This is a genomic window from Geodermatophilus sp. SYSU D00697 (genome assembly GCF_054050175.1).
On record NZ_JBJGYV010000028.1, the window covers coordinates 12,303 to 30,066 of the forward strand.

General features: G+C 75.9%; 16 protein-coding genes and 1 tRNA gene. 10 read left to right on the forward strand and 7 right to left on the reverse strand.

What is annotated here, in order from left to right; translation table 11 throughout:
- Positions 1 to 32: 32 nt before the first annotated feature.
- Positions 33 to 2,984, reverse strand: coding sequence for an acetoacetate--CoA ligase (locus tag ACI79C_RS19955; protein ID WP_456947428.1), 2,952 nt, complete (start codon positions 2,982 to 2,984; stop codon positions 33 to 35).
- Entirely contained in the window at positions 2,981 to 3,673 is a 693-nt protein-coding gene (locus tag ACI79C_RS19960) for a 4'-phosphopantetheinyl transferase family protein (RefSeq protein ID WP_456947429.1), read from the reverse strand. Before ACI79C_RS19960 ends, ACI79C_RS19955 begins: the two co-directional genes overlap by 4 nt.
- Before the next feature lie 112 nt (positions 3,674 to 3,785).
- On the opposite strand from ACI79C_RS19960, the gene ACI79C_RS19965 reads away from it, so the two are divergent.
- Positions 3,786 to 4,790, forward strand: a complete 1,005-nt coding sequence (locus ACI79C_RS19965) for a SurA N-terminal domain-containing protein (RefSeq protein ID WP_456947430.1) — start codon at positions 3,786 to 3,788, stop codon at positions 4,788 to 4,790.
- Between the two features lie 4 nt (positions 4,791 to 4,794).
- Complete coding sequence (locus ACI79C_RS19970; RefSeq protein ID WP_456947431.1) at positions 4,795 to 5,715, forward strand: MazG family protein; 921 nt, start codon at positions 4,795 to 4,797, stop codon at positions 5,713 to 5,715.
- A gap of 21 nt (positions 5,716 to 5,736) precedes the next feature.
- Here ACI79C_RS19970 and ACI79C_RS19975 read toward each other — a convergent pair whose 3' ends face one another.
- The gene (locus ACI79C_RS19975; RefSeq protein ID WP_456947432.1) at positions 5,737 to 6,486 is read right to left on the reverse strand and encodes a hypothetical protein; all 750 of its coding nucleotides are present in this window, start codon (positions 6,484 to 6,486) and stop codon (positions 5,737 to 5,739) included.
- A gap of 178 nt (positions 6,487 to 6,664) precedes the next feature.
- Between ACI79C_RS19975 and eno the strand changes: the two genes are divergently transcribed.
- Genes eno through ACI79C_RS19995 form a run of 4 tightly spaced genes read left to right on the forward strand, consistent with a single transcriptional unit; the run spans position 6,665 to position 10,098 of the window.
- The gene (gene eno, locus ACI79C_RS19980) at positions 6,665 to 7,945 is read left to right on the forward strand and encodes a phosphopyruvate hydratase (RefSeq protein ID WP_456947433.1); all 1,281 of its coding nucleotides are present in this window, start codon (positions 6,665 to 6,667) and stop codon (positions 7,943 to 7,945) included.
- 13 nt (positions 7,946 to 7,958) lie between these two features.
- Entirely contained in the window at positions 7,959 to 8,543 is a 585-nt protein-coding gene (locus tag ACI79C_RS19985; RefSeq protein WP_456947434.1) for a septum formation initiator family protein, read from the forward strand.
- Entirely contained in the window at positions 8,540 to 9,151 is a 612-nt protein-coding gene (locus tag ACI79C_RS19990) for a DUF501 domain-containing protein (protein WP_456947435.1), read from the forward strand. The genes ACI79C_RS19985 and ACI79C_RS19990 overlap by 4 nt, the downstream gene beginning before the upstream one ends.
- Positions 9,148 to 10,098, forward strand: a complete 951-nt coding sequence (locus tag ACI79C_RS19995) for a Ppx/GppA phosphatase family protein (RefSeq protein WP_456947436.1) — start codon at positions 9,148 to 9,150, stop codon at positions 10,096 to 10,098. The genes ACI79C_RS19990 and ACI79C_RS19995 overlap by 4 nt, the downstream gene beginning before the upstream one ends.
- Positions 10,099 to 10,138: 40 nt before the next feature.
- On the opposite strand, the gene ACI79C_RS20000 is transcribed toward ACI79C_RS19995, so the two are convergent.
- Positions 10,139 to 11,380 (reverse strand): GNAT family N-acetyltransferase, encoded by a 1,242-nt coding sequence (locus ACI79C_RS20000; protein ID WP_456947437.1) that lies wholly within the window; start codon positions 11,378 to 11,380, stop codon positions 10,139 to 10,141.
- Positions 11,381 to 11,517: 137 nt separating this feature from the next.
- Positions 11,518 to 11,820: a DUF4235 domain-containing protein gene (locus ACI79C_RS20005; RefSeq protein ID WP_456947438.1), complete on the reverse strand. Its 303-nt coding sequence runs from the start codon at positions 11,818 to 11,820 to the stop codon at positions 11,518 to 11,520.
- Between the two features lie 61 nt (positions 11,821 to 11,881).
- On the opposite strand from ACI79C_RS20005, the gene ACI79C_RS20010 reads away from it, so the two are divergent.
- The 4 genes from ACI79C_RS20010 to ACI79C_RS20025 all read left to right on the forward strand — a co-directional run bounded on the left by ACI79C_RS20010 (position 11,882) and on the right by ACI79C_RS20025 (position 15,199).
- Positions 11,882 to 12,667, forward strand: coding sequence for a uracil-DNA glycosylase (locus tag ACI79C_RS20010; RefSeq protein ID WP_456947439.1), 786 nt, complete (start codon positions 11,882 to 11,884; stop codon positions 12,665 to 12,667).
- A 9-nt stretch (positions 12,668 to 12,676) separates the two neighbouring features.
- Entirely contained in the window at positions 12,677 to 14,059 is a 1,383-nt protein-coding gene (locus tag ACI79C_RS20015) for an NAD(P)/FAD-dependent oxidoreductase (RefSeq protein ID WP_456947440.1), read from the forward strand.
- Between the two features lie 90 nt (positions 14,060 to 14,149).
- A tRNA-Leu gene (locus tag ACI79C_RS20020) sits at positions 14,150 to 14,223 on the forward strand.
- A 130-nt stretch (positions 14,224 to 14,353) separates the two neighbouring features.
- Positions 14,354 to 15,199, forward strand: coding sequence for a Bax inhibitor-1/YccA family protein (locus ACI79C_RS20025; RefSeq protein WP_456947441.1), 846 nt, complete (start codon positions 14,354 to 14,356; stop codon positions 15,197 to 15,199).
- A 158-nt stretch (positions 15,200 to 15,357) separates the two neighbouring features.
- On the opposite strand, the gene ACI79C_RS20030 is transcribed toward ACI79C_RS20025, so the two are convergent.
- A complete protein-coding gene (locus ACI79C_RS20030; RefSeq protein ID WP_456947442.1) occupies positions 15,358 to 16,578 on the reverse strand; it encodes an acetyl-CoA C-acetyltransferase in 1,221 nt (406 codons plus the stop codon).
- Between the two features lie 146 nt (positions 16,579 to 16,724).
- Positions 16,725 to 17,744 carry an SGNH/GDSL hydrolase family protein gene (locus ACI79C_RS20035; RefSeq protein ID WP_456947443.1) on the reverse strand — a complete coding sequence of 340 codons (1,020 nt, stop codon included), beginning with the start codon at positions 17,742 to 17,744 and terminating at the stop codon, positions 16,725 to 16,727.
- Positions 17,745 to 17,764 lie beyond the last annotated feature (20 nt).

Below are 17,764 nucleotides of genomic sequence, written 5' to 3' on the forward strand. Positions count from 1 at the left end.
CGTGCGAGCGGCGGGGGGGCAGGGGAGCCCTCTCAGCGCAGCGTCTTCGACACGCGGGCGGCCAGGGTGCCCACGTGCTGCTCGCTGAGCATCCCGACCCGGTCGTCGTCGACGTCGCCGTGGTACCCGGGGACGTCGACCACGGTGAGGTCCCGGGACACCCGCCGCCAGGCGCCCAGCGTGCCGCGGACGATGTCCCGGGAGCCCTCGGCCAGGTAGTAGGTCACCGGGCCGGCGACCGGCCCCGGCCGGTAGGCCTCCCCGACCGCCTCCGACCGGGTGAAGAACGCCAGCTCCGCGTCGGCGACGGCCGCCGGTGACCGCGTCGGGGCGGCCGGGGACGGGCGCAGCCGGTCGCGCACCGCACTCAGCACGCGGCGGGACAGCAGCGTGCGCAGCCGCGCCGCCCATCGCCGGGAGGTGACCTCCCAGCGGCTCAGCGCCGCCTGCGGCGGGCGGACGTCGAGCAGCCCGAGCCACGCGACCGTGTCGCCGTCGCCCTCCAGGGACGTCGCCATCGCCGAGGCCACCAGGCCGCCGAACGAGTAGCCGACGAGGCTGTAGGGCCCCTCCGGCTGGATCTCCCTCACCTGGTCGAGCGCGTGCGCGGCGACCTGCTCGATCGCCAGGTGCTCCCCGCCCGGGCCGGTCAGCCGCGGCTGCAGCCCCAGCACCGGCCGGTCGGTGGCCAGCCGGCGGACCAGCCCGGCGTAGAGGTTCAGCTGCCCCCACGCGTCGGCCACGAAGAAGACCGGCCGGCCGGTCCCGGGGCGCAGCACCGCCACGCCGCCGTCCTCGGGCGACCCGGCGGCGGCCACCGCGAGGGCCAGGCCCCGCGGCGTGGGCTGATCGGCGAAGACCTCCAGCGGCACGTCGGCCCCCAGGTCCAGCCGGACCCGCCGCAGCAGGCTGAGCACCTGCCGGGAGGTGCCGCCGAGGTCGGCGAAGTCGTCGTCGGGCCCGATGCCGCCGGTCCTCAGCACCTCGCTCCACAGCCCGGTGACCGCGCGCAGCAGCGGGTCGCCGTCGTCCGCCACGGGCGCGTCCGGGGCGGTGCCGGCCGCGGCGACGGCCGCCCGGATCGCGTCCAGACAGGCCGGCGAGCGCAGCGCGCTGGCGTTGGCCACCGGGTCGCCGTTCACCGCGTCGCGGGCGGCGCGCTCGGAGCGCTTGCCGTTGTGCGTCAGCGGCAGCTCCGGGACGGCGACCACGAGGGCCGGCACGTGCGCCGCGGAGGCCTGCTCGCGCAGCCTGCGCCGGATGGTCCGGTCCAGCCCGCCGTCGAGCGCGGCCCCCTCGCGCAGCACGACCAGCAGCACCATCCGGGTGGCACCCGGGCGGTCGGGGTCGCGCTGCTCGACGGCCATCGCGTCGGCGACCTCGGGCAGGCTGCGCAGCACGGTGTAGATCTCGCTGGGCCCGATGCGGACGCCGTCGATGTTGAGGACGCCGTCGGAGCGGCCGTGCAGCCGGGCCGAGCCGTCGGCGTCGAACTCGACGAGGTCGCCGTGGGTCCACATGCCCGGGTGCTCGGCGAAGTAGGAGGCGCGGAAGCGGGCACCGTCGGGGTCGCGGAGGAAGCCCACCGGCCGCGAGGGGAACGGGTTGCGGCAGACCAGCTCGCCGACCGCGCCCACGACCTCGGTGCCGTCCTCGTCGACCGCGGCCACGTCGAGGCCCAGGCTGCGGGTCTGGCAGCGACCCCGCCGCACCGGCTCCTCGGGGCTGCCGAGGACGAAGCAGCCGATGATGTCGGTGCCCCCGGAGATCGACTGCAGCGGCACCGGCCCGACGTGCTCGGCCACCCAGTCGAACTGCCAGTCGTGCAGCACCGCGCCGGTGGAGAGCACCGCCCGCACGCGGGAGAGGTCGTGCTCGGCGGCGGGGGACCACCCCGCGTCCTGGCACAGCTGCAGGTAGGCCGGGCTGGTGCCGAAGACGGTGACCCCGTGGTCGTCGACCAGGTCCCACAGCGTCCGGGGGCCGGTGACCGGCCCGTCGTAGGTGACGACGTGCGCGCCCACCGCCAGCGCCGACAGCTGCCAGTTCCACATCATCCAGGCCGTGGTGGTGTGGAAGTACAGCGTGTCGGCCGGCGTCAGGTCGCCGTGCAGGCGGTGCTCCTTGACGTGCTCGAGCAGCGTGCCGCCCGCGCCGTGCACCATCGCCTTGGGCGGGCCGGTGGTGCCGGAGGAGAACATCACGAACAGCGGGGTGTCGAACGGTCGCCGCTCCCACGCAGGCGACGGCCCGGCCCCGGCGACCAGGTCGTCGAGCCGGTCCGCGGGCAGCGCCCCGTCGGGCAGCGGGAGGTCGTCGAGGACGACGAGCCGGCGGACGGTCGGCAGCCCGGCCAGCAGCGCGGCCGCCGTCCCCTCGCCCATGACGGTGCGGTCGACGGCGAGGAACGCCGGCTCCACCTGCTCGAAGCGGCCCAGCAGGGCCGGGGCCCCCATGTCCGGCGCGGCGGTGGAGACGGCGGCACCCAGGGCGGCCGCGGCCAGGGCCACGACGATCGTGCGGGCGGCGTGCGGCGCGACGAGCACCAGCCGGTCGCCGGCCCGCAGGCCCGCCCCGGCCAGCGCGGCCGCGGTGACCTCGACCTCCGCGCGCAGCTGGCCGCGGGTGAGGGTGTCGGCCGGACGGTCGGCGTGCACGGCGGTCACGGCGGGGGCGTCGTCACCCGCGCCCGGCAGCGGCCGCAGCAGCGCCTCGGCGTAGTTGAGACAGACGTCGGGGAAGAAGCGGGCGGTCCGCACGTCGTCCCCGGTGCGGACGACGTCGGCCGAGCCCGACCACGGCAGCTGCGACCAGTCCAGCAGCGTGCGCCAGAACAGCTCCGGCTCGGCCACGGAGAACGCGTGCAGCGCGCCGGGGGCGTCGAGCGGGACGCCGGCGACCTCCTCGCAGCGCACGCGGAACTCCGCCAGCTGGGACGCGCCGCGGTCGGCCGAGCGTCCCGGGACGGCGGGGGCGAGGGTCATGAGGACATCTCCTGTTCCGGAGCGGGGGCTTCCGGGGCGCTGGCGAGGCTGGCCACCCAGCCGTCGGGCACGGGCACGGGGGAGACCGGCCAGCCGGCGACGACGCCGTCCGCCCGGCCGATGACGGTGACCGTCGCCGCGGGGTCCTCGCGCAGCCCGGTGCCGCGGGCCTTGAGGACGGCTTCCTTCTGCGTCCAGGCGCGGGTGGCGGCGACCGGGCGGGCCGCGGGCGGCAGGAGGGTGAGCGCCCGCCGCTCGGACGCGCTGAGCCAGCCCTCGTCGAGCACCCCGGGGTGCCACGGCGTCACCCGCTCCACGTCGACGCCGACCCGCCGGCCCCGCCCGACCGCGACCAGCCCCAGCGCGCCGCTCGCCGAGCAGTTCGCGTCCAGGCCGGTGCCGTCGAGGGCCAGCCGGGGGCGTCCGGCCGCGGTCGTGGTCAGGGGCACCCGGTCCGGGGGCGTGCCGAGCTCCTCGGCGAGCACCGCGCGGAGGGCGGCGCGCAGGAGCACCCGGCGCCGGTGGACCGGAGGGGTGCCGCGGCGGGCGCGGGCGAGCTCCTCGCGGGACAGCGACGCGGTCGCGCGCGCCACCGCGTCGTCGTCCGCCGCCAGGTCCACGAGCCGGACGACGAGGTCCCCGCAGGCAGACGCCGGCCAGGAGCGCACGGGCGGCACGGGCAGCGGCACCCCGCGATGCTGGCCGCACAGGCGCGTGCGGCGCATCCCTCGTCGGGGGGACGCCGCCGGGGAGGCGGCGCCTGCGCCGTCGGTCACACCCGGTGTGGCACCCTCGCAAGGCGTGCGCACACGTCGCCTGACCACGACCCTGGCCCTCGGCCTGGCCGCGCTGGCCGGGGTCGCCGGCTGCCGGACGTCGCCCGACGTCGCCGCCTACGTCGGGGACGAGCAGGTGACCGTGGCCGAGCTGCAGGCGGCGGTCGACGAGCGTCTGGAGGCCCCCGACCTCGCCGCGGCGACCCAGGGCCGGGAGGACGAGTTCACCCGGCTGGTGCTCACCCGGCTGGTGCAGTCGGAGGTCTACGCGGCGGCGGCCGAGCGGTACGGCGTGACCCTCTCCGACGCCGACGTGCAAGCGCGGCTCGACGAGCTCATCGGCGACCAGGACCCCGACGCGATCTACGCGCAGGCCGCCGCCCAGGGGGTCGGCCGGGCCGACGTCTTCGAGACCGTCCGGCAGCAGCTGGTGCGTCAGCGGATCCTGGCCGAGCAGGGGGTCGACGCGGGGCTCTCGGAGGAGCAGCTGCGGGCCGACTACGAGGAGCAGCTGCCCGGGCTCTCCCGGGTCCAGCTCGGCTACGTGACGGTGCCCGACCAGGCCGCCGCCGACGCGGCCGTGGCCACGCTGCAGGCCGACCCGGCCGCGTACCCGGCGATCGCCGGGCAGTACCCCGGCAGCACCACCCTCCCCCAGTTGCAGCCGCGGGGCCGGGACGAGGTGCCGACCGCCATCGCCGACCAGGTCGGCGCGGCCGCTCCCAACACCGCCTTCACCACCACCGTGAGCGAGGTCCCCGGCGTCCTCGTCGTCTTCGTCGGGCAGCCGGTCACCCCGTCGTTCGAGGAGGTCCGGCCGCAGCTGGAGCAGGCCGCGCAGGCCGAGGTCGACGACGCCGCGCAGCAGCTGGTCGCCGAGGTCCGGGACGGCCTCGACATCACCGTCAACCCACGCTTCGGCGTCCTCGACGAGGGCCAGGTCGTCCCGGACGACAGCGGCGTGGTCGAGGTCCTCGGCACCGACACGGGGGCCGGGCAGGGCACCGGTCCGGCCACTGCCGGAGACTGACCGGGTGCCCGTCGCGCTCGCCGTCACCGTCCGCCCGACCCTCCCCGGCCTGCTCGGCCCCGCCGGTTGGCGGGCGGTCTCCGGCGGGCTCCCGGTCGTGGCGCTGCCCGGCGCAGCCGCCACCGCCGAGGCCCTGCGGGCCGCGGGGTGGGCGGTCGACGGCGTGCCGGACGCCGCCGCGGCGGCCGCCCGTCCCGACGAGGTCGTGGCGCTCGTGACGGGGGAGGACGTCGGTGCCGCCGAGGTCGTCGACGGCGCGCCGCTCCCACCGGGGGCCCGGCTGCTCGACGTCGTCGCGGTCATGGACCGGCTGCGCTCACCCGGCGGCTGCCCGTGGGACGCCGAGCAGACCCATGCCTCGCTGCGCGGGTACCTGCTCGAGGAGGCGCACGAGGCCTACGACGCGATCGTGGACGACGACCCGGCAGCGATGCGCGAGGAGCTCGGGGACGTGCTGCTCCAGGTGGTGTTCCACGCCCGGGTGGCCGCCGAGGCCGAGCCCGGCCGGCGGTTCACCGTCGACGACGTCGCCGGTGAGCTGGTCGACAAGCTGGTGCGGCGGCACCCGCACGTGTTCGGGGACGCCGGGCCGCGGGACGTCGCCCAGGTCGAGGCCGGGTGGGAGGAGATCAAGAAGGCCGAGAAGCAGCGCCGGTCGCCGACCGAGGGCGTCTCCCGGTCCCAGCCCGCGGCGTCCTGGGGTGCGGCCCTGGTGCGCCGGGCCGGGCGGGCCGGCCTGCCGGTGCCCGAGCCGGCGGAGCTGTCCACCCGCAGCCCCGAGGAGCTGGGGGAGCGCCTGCTGGCCGTGGTCAGCGGTGCGGCCGCCCGCGGCTGGGACGTCGAGGACGCGCTGCGGGAGGCGGTCCGCCGCTACGCCGGTGAGCTCGACGCGGCCGCGGAGGCCCGCGACGGCGCCGGGCGCTGAGCCCGGCACCGTCCTCCCGCGTCAGACCAGCGCGGGGGCCGGCTCGGCGTCGGCGGGGTCCGTCCGGCGCTCCCGGACCACCCGGCGCAGCAGTGTCGCGACGTAGGACACCGTCAGGCTGAGCACCACCAGCTCGCCGCCGTCCTCGATCGTCCCCATGCTCCCGGCGAGCGGGGTGTCGAGGAACAGGACGTGCAGCTGGTCGACCACGCCGCCGAAGAAGACGTAGCCGGCGACCAGGACGGCCAGCCCGAGGTTGGCCCGGCGGGTCCAGCGGTCGCTGCTGCGGAGGAAGAGCACCACCACCGCGAGCGGCACGACCGACAGCAGCCCCCAGACGAGGATCTCGCCGAGGTCGTTGGACCGCAGGCCCAGGAAGCCGTCGGAGGGGAACCAGAGGTGCGCGGTGAGCCGGTCGGCCAGCCAGGCGCCCTTGTTCTCGTGCAGCCGCAGCTTGTCGTCGGCCAGGGCCGCGGCGAACAGCAGCGCCCAGCCGACCCAGACCGGCCGCCGGGAGAGCACGGCCAGGGTCGCCAGCGAGACGGCGAGTGCGGCCTGCAGGGCGTAGCCCCACGTCTCGGAGTGGCCGCCGTCGGCCTCCAGCAGCCACGGGGACGGGTCGAGCAGGTCCAGGCCGAACCGCTCCTCGTGGACCACCGACACGACGACGAACGCCAGGTCGACCAGCAGCAGGCCGGCCAGGAGCGGCCAGCTGAACAGCGTCCGCACGCGCGGCCGCGCCGCCCACAGCTCCGAGAACCCCGAGGTCATCCCTGCTCCTCCGCACCGGCCCGACGAGGGCATCCGTCCAGGAGCCAGCAGACCGGCGCGGGACGGGGGCGGACAAGGGGACCGGGGGAGGACCTCCCCCGGACGAGGGGTGCCGGTCGCTGGTCCGCGTCCGGCGTCGCGGTCACGGCCCGGCGACCGGGCTGGCTAGGCTGCCCCCGTGCCCAGCATCGACGCCGTAGGCGCGCGGGAGATCCTCGACTCGCGCGGAAACCCCACCGTGGAGGTCGAGGTCGCCCTCGACGACGGGACGATCACCCGGGCCGCGGTCCCCAGTGGCGCCTCCACCGGCGCGTTCGAGGCGGTGGAGCTGCGCGACGGCGGTGAGCGCTACGGCGGCAAGGGGGTCGGCAAGGCCGTTGACAACGTGCTCGACGTCATCGGCCCCGAACTCGTCGGCTACGACGCCAGCGAGCAGCGGCTGATCGACCAGCGGCTGCTCGACCTGGACGGGACGCCGAACAAGGAGCGCCTAGGGGCCAACGCGATCCTCGGTGTGAGCCTCGCGGTGGCCAAGGCGGCCGCGGAGTCGGCCGGGCTGCCGCTGTTCCGCTACGTCGGCGGTCCCTCGGCGCACCTGCTGCCGGTGCCGATGATGAACATCCTCAACGGTGGCGCCCACGCCGACAGCAACGTCGACGTGCAGGAGTTCATGATCGCCCCCATCGGCGCGGCGACCTTCACCGAGGCCCTGGCCATGGGCACCGAGACCTACCACGCGCTCAAGGCCGTGCTGAAGGGCCGGGGGCTGTCCACCGGCCTCGGGGACGAGGGCGGTTTCGCTCCCGACCTCCCCAGCAACCGCGACGCGCTCGACCTGATCGGCGCGGCGGTGGAGAAGGCCGGCTACACCGTGGGCGAGGACATCGCCTTCGCCCTCGACGTCGCGGCGACCGAGTTCCACGGCGAGGGCGGCTACGACTTCGAGGGTTCGACCCGGTCGGCGGAGTACCTCACCGACTACTACCGCGAGCTGGTCGAGGCCTATCCGATCGTCTCCATCGAGGACCCGCTGTCCGAGGAGGACTGGGACGGCTGGATCGCGCTCACCGCGGCGCTCGGCGACCGGGTGCAGCTGGTCGGCGACGACCTGTTCGTCACCAACCCGGCCCGGCTGGCCGACGGCATCGCGCGCGGGGCGGGCAACGCGCTGCTGGTGAAGGTCAACCAGATCGGCACGCTGACCGAGACCCTCGACGCGGTCTCCCTCGCCCACCGCAGCGGCTACCGCTGCATGATGAGCCACCGCTCCGGCGAGACTGAGGACACCACCATCGCCGACCTCGCCGTCGCCACCGACTGCGGGCAGATCAAGACCGGCGCTCCGGCGCGCAGCGAGCGGGTGGCGAAGTACAACCAGCTGCTGCGCATCGAGGAGGAGCTCGACGAGGCCGCCCGCTACGCGGGCGCGGCCGCGTTCCCGCGGCTGTCCGGCCGATGAGGTCCACCCGCCGATGAGCGGTGCGCGCAGCCGCCGGGGCGGGGCGGGGCCGGTCCCGCCCGCCCGGCGCCGCTCCACCGGGCGCCCGCTGTCGACCGCGGCGTCCCGCCCGGTCCCGGCCGGCAACCGCTCCGGTGCGGGCAGCCGGCCGGAGGCCCGCCGCCCCGGACGCCGCACCCCGCGGACGGCGGCCGGTTCCGGCGCGCCCCGCCGTCCGCTGTTCACCGGCCGGGCGGTGGTGCTCGGCGGGCTGGTGCTGCTGCTCGCGCTGACCCTGGCCGGGCCGATCCGCCAGTTCCTCGCCGGCCGCGCCGAGCTCGCCCGGCTGGCGGCTGAGGGCACCGCCCTCGACCAGCGGGCGGAGGACCTGCAGGCGCAGCTGGAGCGCCAGGCCGACCCCGACTACCAGACCCGGCAGGCGCGCGAACGGCTGACCTACGTGCTGCCCGGCGACCGGCTGGTGGTGGTGGTCGACGGCGACGCCGTGGAGGGCGATGCCGGGACCGTCCCCGAGGAGTCGGACGCCGAGCTGCCCTGGTACGACGCGCTGCTGCAGTCGGTCGCCGTGGCCGACGGGGACGAGGAGCCGGGCGAGTGAACGAGTCGCGCGCTCCCGGGGACCGCGTCCGGGAGCTGGTCGGCCCGGAGGACCGCGAGATCGTCGCCCGGCAGCTCGGCCGGCCGCCCCGGGCCCTGCGGGCCGTGGCGCACCGCTGTCCCTGCGGGCAACCCGACGTCGTCCAGACCTCCCCGCGGCTGGAGGACGGCACCCCGTTCCCCACGCTCTACTACCTGACCTGCCCCCGGGCCAACGCCGCGGCCAGCCGGCTGGAGTCCACCGGCCGGATGAAGGAGTGGCAGGCCGACCTGGGCACCGACCCCGAGCTGGCCGCGGGGTACCGGGCCGCGCACGAGGCCTACCTCGCCGAGCGCGACGCCCTGGGCGTGCTGCCCACCCGGAACACCGCCGGCGGCATGCCCGACCGCGTCAAGTGCCTGCACGCCCTCGCCGGACACGCGCTCGCCGCCGGGCCCGGGGTGAACCCGATCGGTGACCGCGCGGTGGCCGAGATGGGGGAGTGGTGGGCCAACGGCCCCTGCGCGGCGGATCGCGAAGACGACGGCCGAGCGAGCATCGCAGGGAGCGCCAGCGACCGAGGAGCGGAACGAGGCCGGAGTCGAGCCGTGGACGAGGACGAGAGATGACCCGTGTGGCGGCGATCGACTGCGGCACCAACTCGATCCGCCTGCTGGTGGCCGACGTCCCGCCGGAGGGGCCGCACACCGACCTGCTGCGCCGCATGGAGGTGGTCCGGCTCGGCCAGGGCGTCGACGCCACCGGGCGGCTGGCGCCGGAGGCGATCGAGCGCACCCGCGTCGTGCTCGCCGAGTACGCCGCGCAGGCGCGCGAGCTCGGCGCGACGGCGGTCCGCATGGTGGCCACCAGCGCCAGCCGGGACGCCGCCAACCGTGCCGACTTCGAGGACATGGTGGTCGCGACGCTGGGCCGGCTGCCCGACGTCGTGGCCGGCGACGAGGAGGCGCGGCTGTCCTTCCTCGGCGCGACCGCGTCGCTGGACGCCGCGGTCGCCGCCCACGGCCAGCCCGCACCGAAGGCGCCCTACCTGGTCGTCGACATCGGCGGCGGGTCCACGGAGTTCGTCCTCGGGGACGCCGGTGGGGTCCGGGCGGCCCGCTCGGTCGACATCGGCTGCGTCCGGCTGACCGAGCGGCACCTGCACGGCGACCCGCCCACGGCCGACGAGATCCAGCGCGCCGAGGCCGACATCCGCGCGGCCCTGGCCGAGGTGGCCGCCACGGTGCCGGTCGGCGAGGCGGCGACGCTCGTGGGGCTGGCCGGCTCGGTGACGACCGTCGCGGCCCTCGCCCTCGGGCTGCCGGCCTACGACCCGGTCGCCATCCACGGCTCGCGGATCCCCGTCTCCGCCGTCCGCGCGGTGACCGCGGGGCTGCTGACGGCCACGCGGCAGCGGCGCGCGGCCGAGGCGGTCATGCACCCCGGCCGGGTCGACGTCATCGGCGCCGGCTCGCTGGTGCTGCGGGTGGTCATGGACGCCTTCGCGCTCGACGACGTCGTCGTCAGCGAGCACGACATCCTCGACGGCATCGCGCTCGGGATCGCCCGCGGCTGACCGGCGCGCGGGCGGCCGGTGCCGGTCGAGCGGGCCGGTGCTACGTCCGCGCCCGGAGCACCCGCAGGCCGTGCATGACCGCGCGGGCGAGGTCGCGTGCCCGGCCGCGCAGCGCGCGCCGGGCCAGCGTCAGGGCGCCGCCGATGACGGCGGTCGCCGTGAGGTACCCGGCCGAGCCCAGCAGCCCCGGGCGGGCGAGCAGGAGCCGCGTGCTCGTCACCTCGGTGGGGCGCCAACGGAGCTTGTAGTCCTCCTCACCACGGAGGAACGAGTACTCGGCCTTCTCCAGCCGGGTCGCGCGCTCCAGCGCGCCGCTGACCAGGAGGACGGCGGTGTCGATGTGCTGGCGCAGCTCCGGGGAGATGCCGGCCAGGTAGTAGGCCAGCTGCTCGGGGCCCACGAGGTCGACCTCGCTGGCCATCAGCTCGCCGTCCAGGCGGTACTCCACGAACACCGCCTGGCCGCGCTCGATCATCGGTGCGAGGGCGTCGACGAGGTGCTGCCGGAACCGGTCGGTGAGGTGCTCGGGGTTGCCGCGGCGGCCGGCCCACTGCGCCTCGTGGAGCCTGATCAGGTCCGGAACGGCCCGCGCGACGGACCCGGGCGCCACCTCCGTCCGCTCGATCCCCAGCCTGTCGACCCTGCGCAGCTTGCGGCGGAGGGTCCCCGCCGTCCGTGCCGGGACGCGGGCCAGGACATCGGCCACCGGCAGCGCCGGCAGGTGCAGGTGGACCGATCCGGTCCTCCGCCGGACACGGCCGGGCCAGCCCTGCGCCCAGCGCGCCGCCTCGGCGTCCGGGAGCACCTCGGGCAGGTCGACCAGGCGCCACCCGGGCACCTGCAGCAGCGCCTGGACCAGCCGGGGTCCGGCGTCGGGCACCTCGGGGTCCACCAGGACGTCGGTGTGGTCGGAGAGGTCCCCGCCCAGCGGGGCCAGCAGGTGCACCAGCCCGCGGCGGACCCGGTGCAGGGCCGCGGCCGCGACCAGGAGGTCGTCCTCCCACACGGTGACCACGACCAGCTGCCCGGCCGGGACGTAGGCGCGCGCCCAGGCGCTGGTCCACGCGTGGGTCTGGAACGGCGTGGCCGACGGGCAGCGGGCCCAGAGGTCGTCCCACGCACCCGCCAGCACGTCGAAGTCGGCGTGCGCGCGGACGACCGCGGCGCGCCGGTCCGGCGCCGGGGGCACCGGCAGCGGGATCACCCGGCCGGTGGCTCCGTCCTCCACGACCGGGACACCGGCACGGGGACCCCGCCCCGAGAGCGACACCGTCGCGTCCACCCGTCCACACTCCTCACCCGCCGGCGCCGGCACGTCGTCCGTCCTGGTCGCCGACCGCGTTCGAGGCTAGGTGGAGGGCGGGGTGCTGGCGCGCCCCGAAAGGGGGAGACCGGGCCGCTCGCCGCGGCCGGCCGGGGTCAGGTCGTGCCCTGGTTGATCCCCGGCGGCAGCTTGCCGGTGAGCTTCTCGTAGGTGGCCGCCGCCCCGCGGGCCGCCACCAGCCGCCCGGCGGCCACGGCCACACCGGAGACCGCGGCCCACGCCAGCGCCTCGCCCCAGCTGACCCCCGGGGCGGCCGGGTTCTTCGGCGGCGTGGTGCCGCGCACGCCGTACCAGGCGGCGTCGCTCACCTTCCGGACGGCGATGCCCGCGGGCACCGCGAACCCGGCCGAGAGCAGCTTCCAGCTCGCCGGTGCCTTCTCCTTCTTGCTGCGTGCCACGAGGTGATCATGCACCGGAGCCGGTCCCGGCGCGCCCGCGGCGGGGTGGTTCCCTGACGGCGTGGCAACCGACGCCTCCGGCTTCCCCGTGACCCGCAGCCCCGCCGGGGTCGTCCGGTCGGCTCGGGGCAGCCGCGACCTCGCCGTCCTCGACAGCCGCGTGTCCGGCTGCCGGGCGTGCCCGCGGCTGGTGGCCTGGCGGGAGGAGGTGGCCCGGGTCAAGCGGGCCTCCTTCCGCGACCAGGAGTACTGGGGGCGGCCGGTCCCCGGGCTCGGGCCGGCCGACGCCCGCATCGCCGTGGTCGGGCTCGCGCCGGCCGCGCACGGGGGCAACCGCACCGGGCGGGTGTTCACCGGGGACCGCAGCGGCGACTGGATCTTCGCCGCGCTCTGGCGGGCCGGGCTGGCCAACCAGCCGACGTCCACCCACGTCGGGGACGGGCTGGAGCTCACCGACGTCCGGGTGGCCGCCGCCGTGCGCTGCGCGCCGCCGGCCAACGCCCCGACGCCGGAGGAGCGGGACACCTGCTCGCCGTGGCTGGCCCGGGAACTGGCGCTGCTGCCGCGGCTGCGGGTCGTGGTCGTCCTCGGGGGCTTCGGCTGGACGGCGCTGTGGCCGGTGCTGGCCGAGGCCGGCCACCAGCTGCCCCGGCCGCGGCCGGCGTTCGGGCACGGGGCGGAGGTGACCCTGGAGGGGCCGCGGGGGCCGCTGACCCTGCTGGGCAGCTACCACGTCAGCCAGCAGAACACCTTCACCGGCAAGCTCACCGAGCCGATGCTCGACGCGGTGCTGTCGCGGGCCACCGAACTCGCCGCGACCGTGCCGAGACCGGGGGAGCGGCCCTAGGCTCCCCTCATGGCGCAGCGACCCGTGGTCCTGGTCGTGGGTGGCGGTTACGTCGGCCTCTACACCGCCCTCCGGCTGCAGAAGCGGCTGTCCCGGGGGCGGGCGGAGATCGTCGTCGTCGACCCACAGCCCCACATGACCTACCAGCCCTTCCTCCCGGAGGCGGCGGCCGGCTCGGTGGAGCCGCGGCACGTGGTGGTGCCACTGCGCCGCACCCTGCCGCGGTGCCGCGTGATCACCGGCGCGGTCACCGGCCTGAGCCACGCCGAGAAGCGTGCCCGCGTGGCGCCCATCGAGGGGGAGCCCTTCGAGCTGTCCTACGACGTCCTGGTGATGGCCGCCGGCTCGGTGGCGCGCACCCTGCCCATCCCGGGCCTGGCCGAGCACGGCATCGGGTTCAAGAACGTCGGTGAGGCCATCTACCTGCGCAACCACGTCCTCGCCCGGCTCGACGCGGCCAGCTCCACCGACGACCCGGAGGTCCGCCGCCGGGCGCTGACCTTCACGTTCGTCGGCGGTGGGTACGCCGGCGTGGAGGCCTTCGCCGAGCTCGAGGACATGGCCCGCTACGCGGTCGAGCACTACTACCCGCGGCTGTCCCCGGCCGACATGCGGTGGGTGCTGGTCGAGGCGATGGGGCGGATCCTCCCCGAGGTCGACCTCGACATGGCTGCCTGGACGGTCAAGCAGCTGACCGCCCGGGGCATGGACGTGCGGCTCAACACCCGCCTGGAGTCGATCTCCGACGGCTGCCTGGTGCGGCTCTCCGACGGCGAGGAGTTCGCCAGCGACACCCTGGTGTGGACGGCGGGCACCAAGCCCAACCCGATGCTGGCGGAGACCGACCTGCCGCTGGACCAGCGCGGCCGGGTGGTGTGCGAGCCGACCCTGCAGGTGCAGGGGGTCCCCGACGCCTGGTCGGCCGGCGACCTGGCCGCCGTCCCGGACCTCACCAAGGACGACCCCGCCGCCACCACGGCGCCCAACGCGCAGCACGCCGTCCGGCAGGCCAAGCGGCTCGCCGACAACGTGGTGCTGACCCTGCGCGGGGAGGAGCCGGTGCCCTACCGGCACGCGTACGCGGGCTCGGTGGCCAGCCTCGGCCTGCACAAGGGGGTCGCGCAGGTCTACGGCGTGAAGCTCAAGGGCTGGCCGGCGTGGTTCATGCACCGCACCTACCACGTCAGCCGGGTGCCGACGTTCAACCGCAAGGCGCGGGTGGTCGCGGACTGGACCCTCGCCGCGGTCTTCCGGCGGGAGGTCATCTCCCTGGGCCAGCTGCAGGACCCGCGGCGGGAGTTCGTCGCGGCCGCCAACACCGGCCGGACCGGTCAGCTGCCCCCGCCGTCGGCGGCCGACCGCGCCCAGTCCGGCTCCGCCCGGGCGAGCTGACGCCCCTGCCACGCTCTCCGGGGGACCGCGCACCGCCGGTCCTGCTCGCGGTGCGCGCGGCCCGGCGGGGCTAGCGTTCGACCACCGCAGGCCCCCGTAGCCCAATCGGCAGAGGCAGGCCCCTTAAAAGGGTCCGAGTGTCGGTTCGAGTCCGACCGGGGGCACGCCGACCCCCTCGTCCGGGTGTCCAGGGAACTCGCAGGAACGCACGGGCACGTTCGGGCGTTGACCTGGACGAGTGGGGTGCAGGACCGTTGACCCCACGAACCGCTCGGTCACCTCGAGGAGATGACGATGCCCAGCCACAACCCGGTCTTCGGCCGGGGCTTCGCGAACGCCGCTGCCGGCAACGGCCAGCAGTCCGGCCAGTGGGGTGCCCCGCAGTACGGCGCTCCCCAGTACGGCGCCCCGACGCAGGACCCGTACGCCGCGCCGTCGCCGTACGCCCGGTCGCCGTACGCGCCGTCGACCACCCGCTACATGACGATGGACGACGTCGTCCAGAAGACGGGCCTGTCGTTCCTCGTCACCGTCCTCTCGGCCGCCGTCACCTGGGCGCTGCTCCCGCAGGAGCTGGCCTTCGGCCTGGCGCTGCCCGCCGTCCTGGTGGCCTTCGTGCTGGGCCTGGTGATCGCGTTCAAGCAGATCGCCAACGCCGGCGCGACCCTGGCCTACGGCGCTCTCTACGGCGTCGCGCTCGGTGCCATCAGCGAGGCGTTCAACAACCTCTACCCCGGCATCGTCATGCAGGCGGTCATCGGCACCTTCGGTGTCTTCGCCGGCATGCTGGTCGTCTACAAGACCGGCGCCATCCGGGTCACCCCCAAGCTGACCCGCTGGATCGTCGGCGCCATGTTCGGCGTCCTGGCGCTGATCCTGGTCAACCTGGTCGTCAGCCTGTTCGTCGGCGGTGACGCCCTCGGCCTCCGCAGCGGTGGCCCGATCGCCATCCTGTTCAGCGTCATCGTGATCGGTGTGGCGGCCTTCTCGCTGCTGCTGGACTTCGACATGGCCGACGAGGCGATCCGCCGCGGCGCCCCCGCCAAGTTCGCCTGGTACATCGCCTTCGGCCTGCTGGTGACGGTCGTCTGGCTGTACCTGGAGATCCTGCGGCTGCTGTCCTACCTGCAGAACGACTGAGAGGACCCCGCTTCGGCGGGGCCATCACACGGCAGTGGCCCGGTCCCCGCGAGGGGGCCGGGCCACTGGCCGTTCCCGGGCCCCCGCAGGACCCGCGCCACGGCCCCGTCCCGGTCCCGCCCTGAGCGTGCGCAGGGTGGGGAGGACGGGGTCCTTCCTCAGCTCAGGCGCTCGAGGACCATCGCCATGCCCATGCCGCCACCGACGCACATCGTCTCCAGGCCGAAGGTCTTGTCCTTGGTCTGCAGGCCGTTGATCAGCGTGCCGGTGATGCGGGCGCCGGTCATGCCGAAGGGGTGGCCGACCGCGATCGCGCCGCCGTGCACGTTGAGCCGGTCGAGGTCGATGCCCAGGTCGCGGTAGCTGGGGATGACCTGCGCGGCGAACGCCTCGTTGATCTCCACGAGGTCGATGTCGCCGATGCTCATGCCCGCCCGCTGCAGGGCCAGCTTGGAGGCGTCGACCGGGCCGTAGCCCATGATCTCCGGCGACAGCCCGGTCACCGCGGTCGAGACGATCCGCGCCAGCGGGGTCAGGCCGAGGTCGCGGGCCTTGGTGTCGCTCATGACGACGACCGCGGCGGCCCCGTCGTTCAGCGGGCAGGCGTTGCCGGCGGTGACCCGCCCGTCGGGCCGGAAGACCGGCTTGAGCCCGGCGATGCCCTCGAGCGTGGTGCCCGGCCGCGGGCCGTCGTCGGTGCTGACGACGGTGCCGTCGGGGGTGGTGACCGGGGTGATCTCGCGCTCCCAGAAGCCCTCGGCGATGGCCTGCTCGGCCAGGTTCTGGCTGCGGACGGCGAACTCGTCCATCTCCTCGCGGGAGACGCGCTTGAGCAGCGCCAGGTTCTCGGCGGTCTGGCCCATGGCGATGTAGATGTCGGGCAGCTCGCCGTTGTCGCGGGGGTCGGTCCAGGAGTCGGCGCCGCTCTCGGCGGTCTTGGCCACCCGGGCCTCCGCGTCGTCGAACGCCGGGTTCTTGGTGTCCGGCAGCCCGTCACTGCTGCCCTTGGCGAAGCGGGACACCATCTCCACCCCGGCGGAGATGAACACGTCGCCCTCGCCGGCCTTGATCGCGTGCATCGCCATGCGGGTGGTCTGCAGCGAGGACGAGCAGTAGCGGGTGACGGTCGTGCCGGGCAGGTGGTCCATGCCGAGCAGGACGCTCACCACCCGGGCCATGTTGTAGCCCTGCTCGCCGCCGGGCAGGCCGCAGCCGAGGATCAGGTCGTCGATGTCGGTCGGGTCGAGCGCGGGCACCTGGTCCAGCGCCGCGCGCACGATCGTGGCGGTGAGGTCGTCGGGCCGCAGGTCCTTGAGCGAACCCTTGAACGCCCGCCCGATGGGGGAGCGGGTGGTGGCGACGATGACGGCTTCGGGCATGGGTCCTCCACGGTGAGGCGGATCCGACGGGGGACGCCGGACGTCGGGTCGGTGCCGAACCTACTCCCCGGTAACGCGGGTGCGGCGCAGTCGCGCGGTGTCTCCTGCCCGACCCCGCGCGGCGGTCCGCTCCTCGCTCGCCGTCGTCAGGAGGTGGACGACTCGGCGGCGCGTTCGGCCTGCTCGGGCGTGGGCAGGTCAGGCGGCCGGCGGCGACGCAGCCGCGCCCACGGTCCGCGGGGACCGGTCTCCGAGCCCCGGACCGCGGTCGCCTGCACCTCGGTGCCGGTCCGGCCGGCGGCGCGCGCGGCGGCACGGGCGACGGGGCGGACGGTGTCGCGGCGCAGGTTGCGCAGCCCGCGGTCGGCCGAGGCGGGCCAGACGCCGAGTGCGTCGGCGATCGAGGGCAGCAGCACCGCGGCCGCGGCGGCGTACCCCGCCCCGCTCGGGTGGAACTCGTCGACGCTGAACAGGCCGCGGTCCTCCGCGAACCGCGGACCCAGGACCGAGCCGAGCGACACCGTCCGCCCCCCCGCCTCGACCACGGCGATGGTCTGCGCGGCGGCCATCTGCCGGCTCCAGCGGCGGGCCAGCAGCCGCAGCGGCTGGCCGATCGGCCGGATCGTGCCCAGGTCCGGGCAGGTGCCGACCACGACCTCCGCGCCCGCCTCGACCAGCCGGCGGACGGCGTCGCGCAGGTGCCGCACCGAGATCGAGGGCCGGGTGCGGCTGGTGACGTCGTTGGCCCCGATCATGATCACCACGACGTCCGGGTGCTCGACGAGGGCCTTGTCGACCTGCTCCTCGAGCTCGTGGGACTCCGCGCCCGAGACCGCGAGCCGGACCAGCCGCACGGGGCGCTCCGCCAGCTCCGCCAGCGCGGCAGCGAGCAGCACGCCAGGGGTCTCGGCCGCCCGCTCCACGCCCAGGCCCACGGCGCTGGAGTCACCGAGGACGGCGAGGACGATCGGCTTGCCGCGGCCGCGGCCGTAGATGCCGTCGCCCGAGGGCGGGTCGGCCTTGGCCGTCCGCGCCTCGACCCGCCGTCGGGCGGCGCGCGCCTGCGCCCGCAGCAGCGTGACCAGCCCGGCCCCGACCAGGCCCACGCCACCGCCGCCGTAGGCGGCACCGGTGGCCAGTCGCCATGCCGTGCTCGCTCGAGTCACCGCCGTCCCCGTCCTCCAGT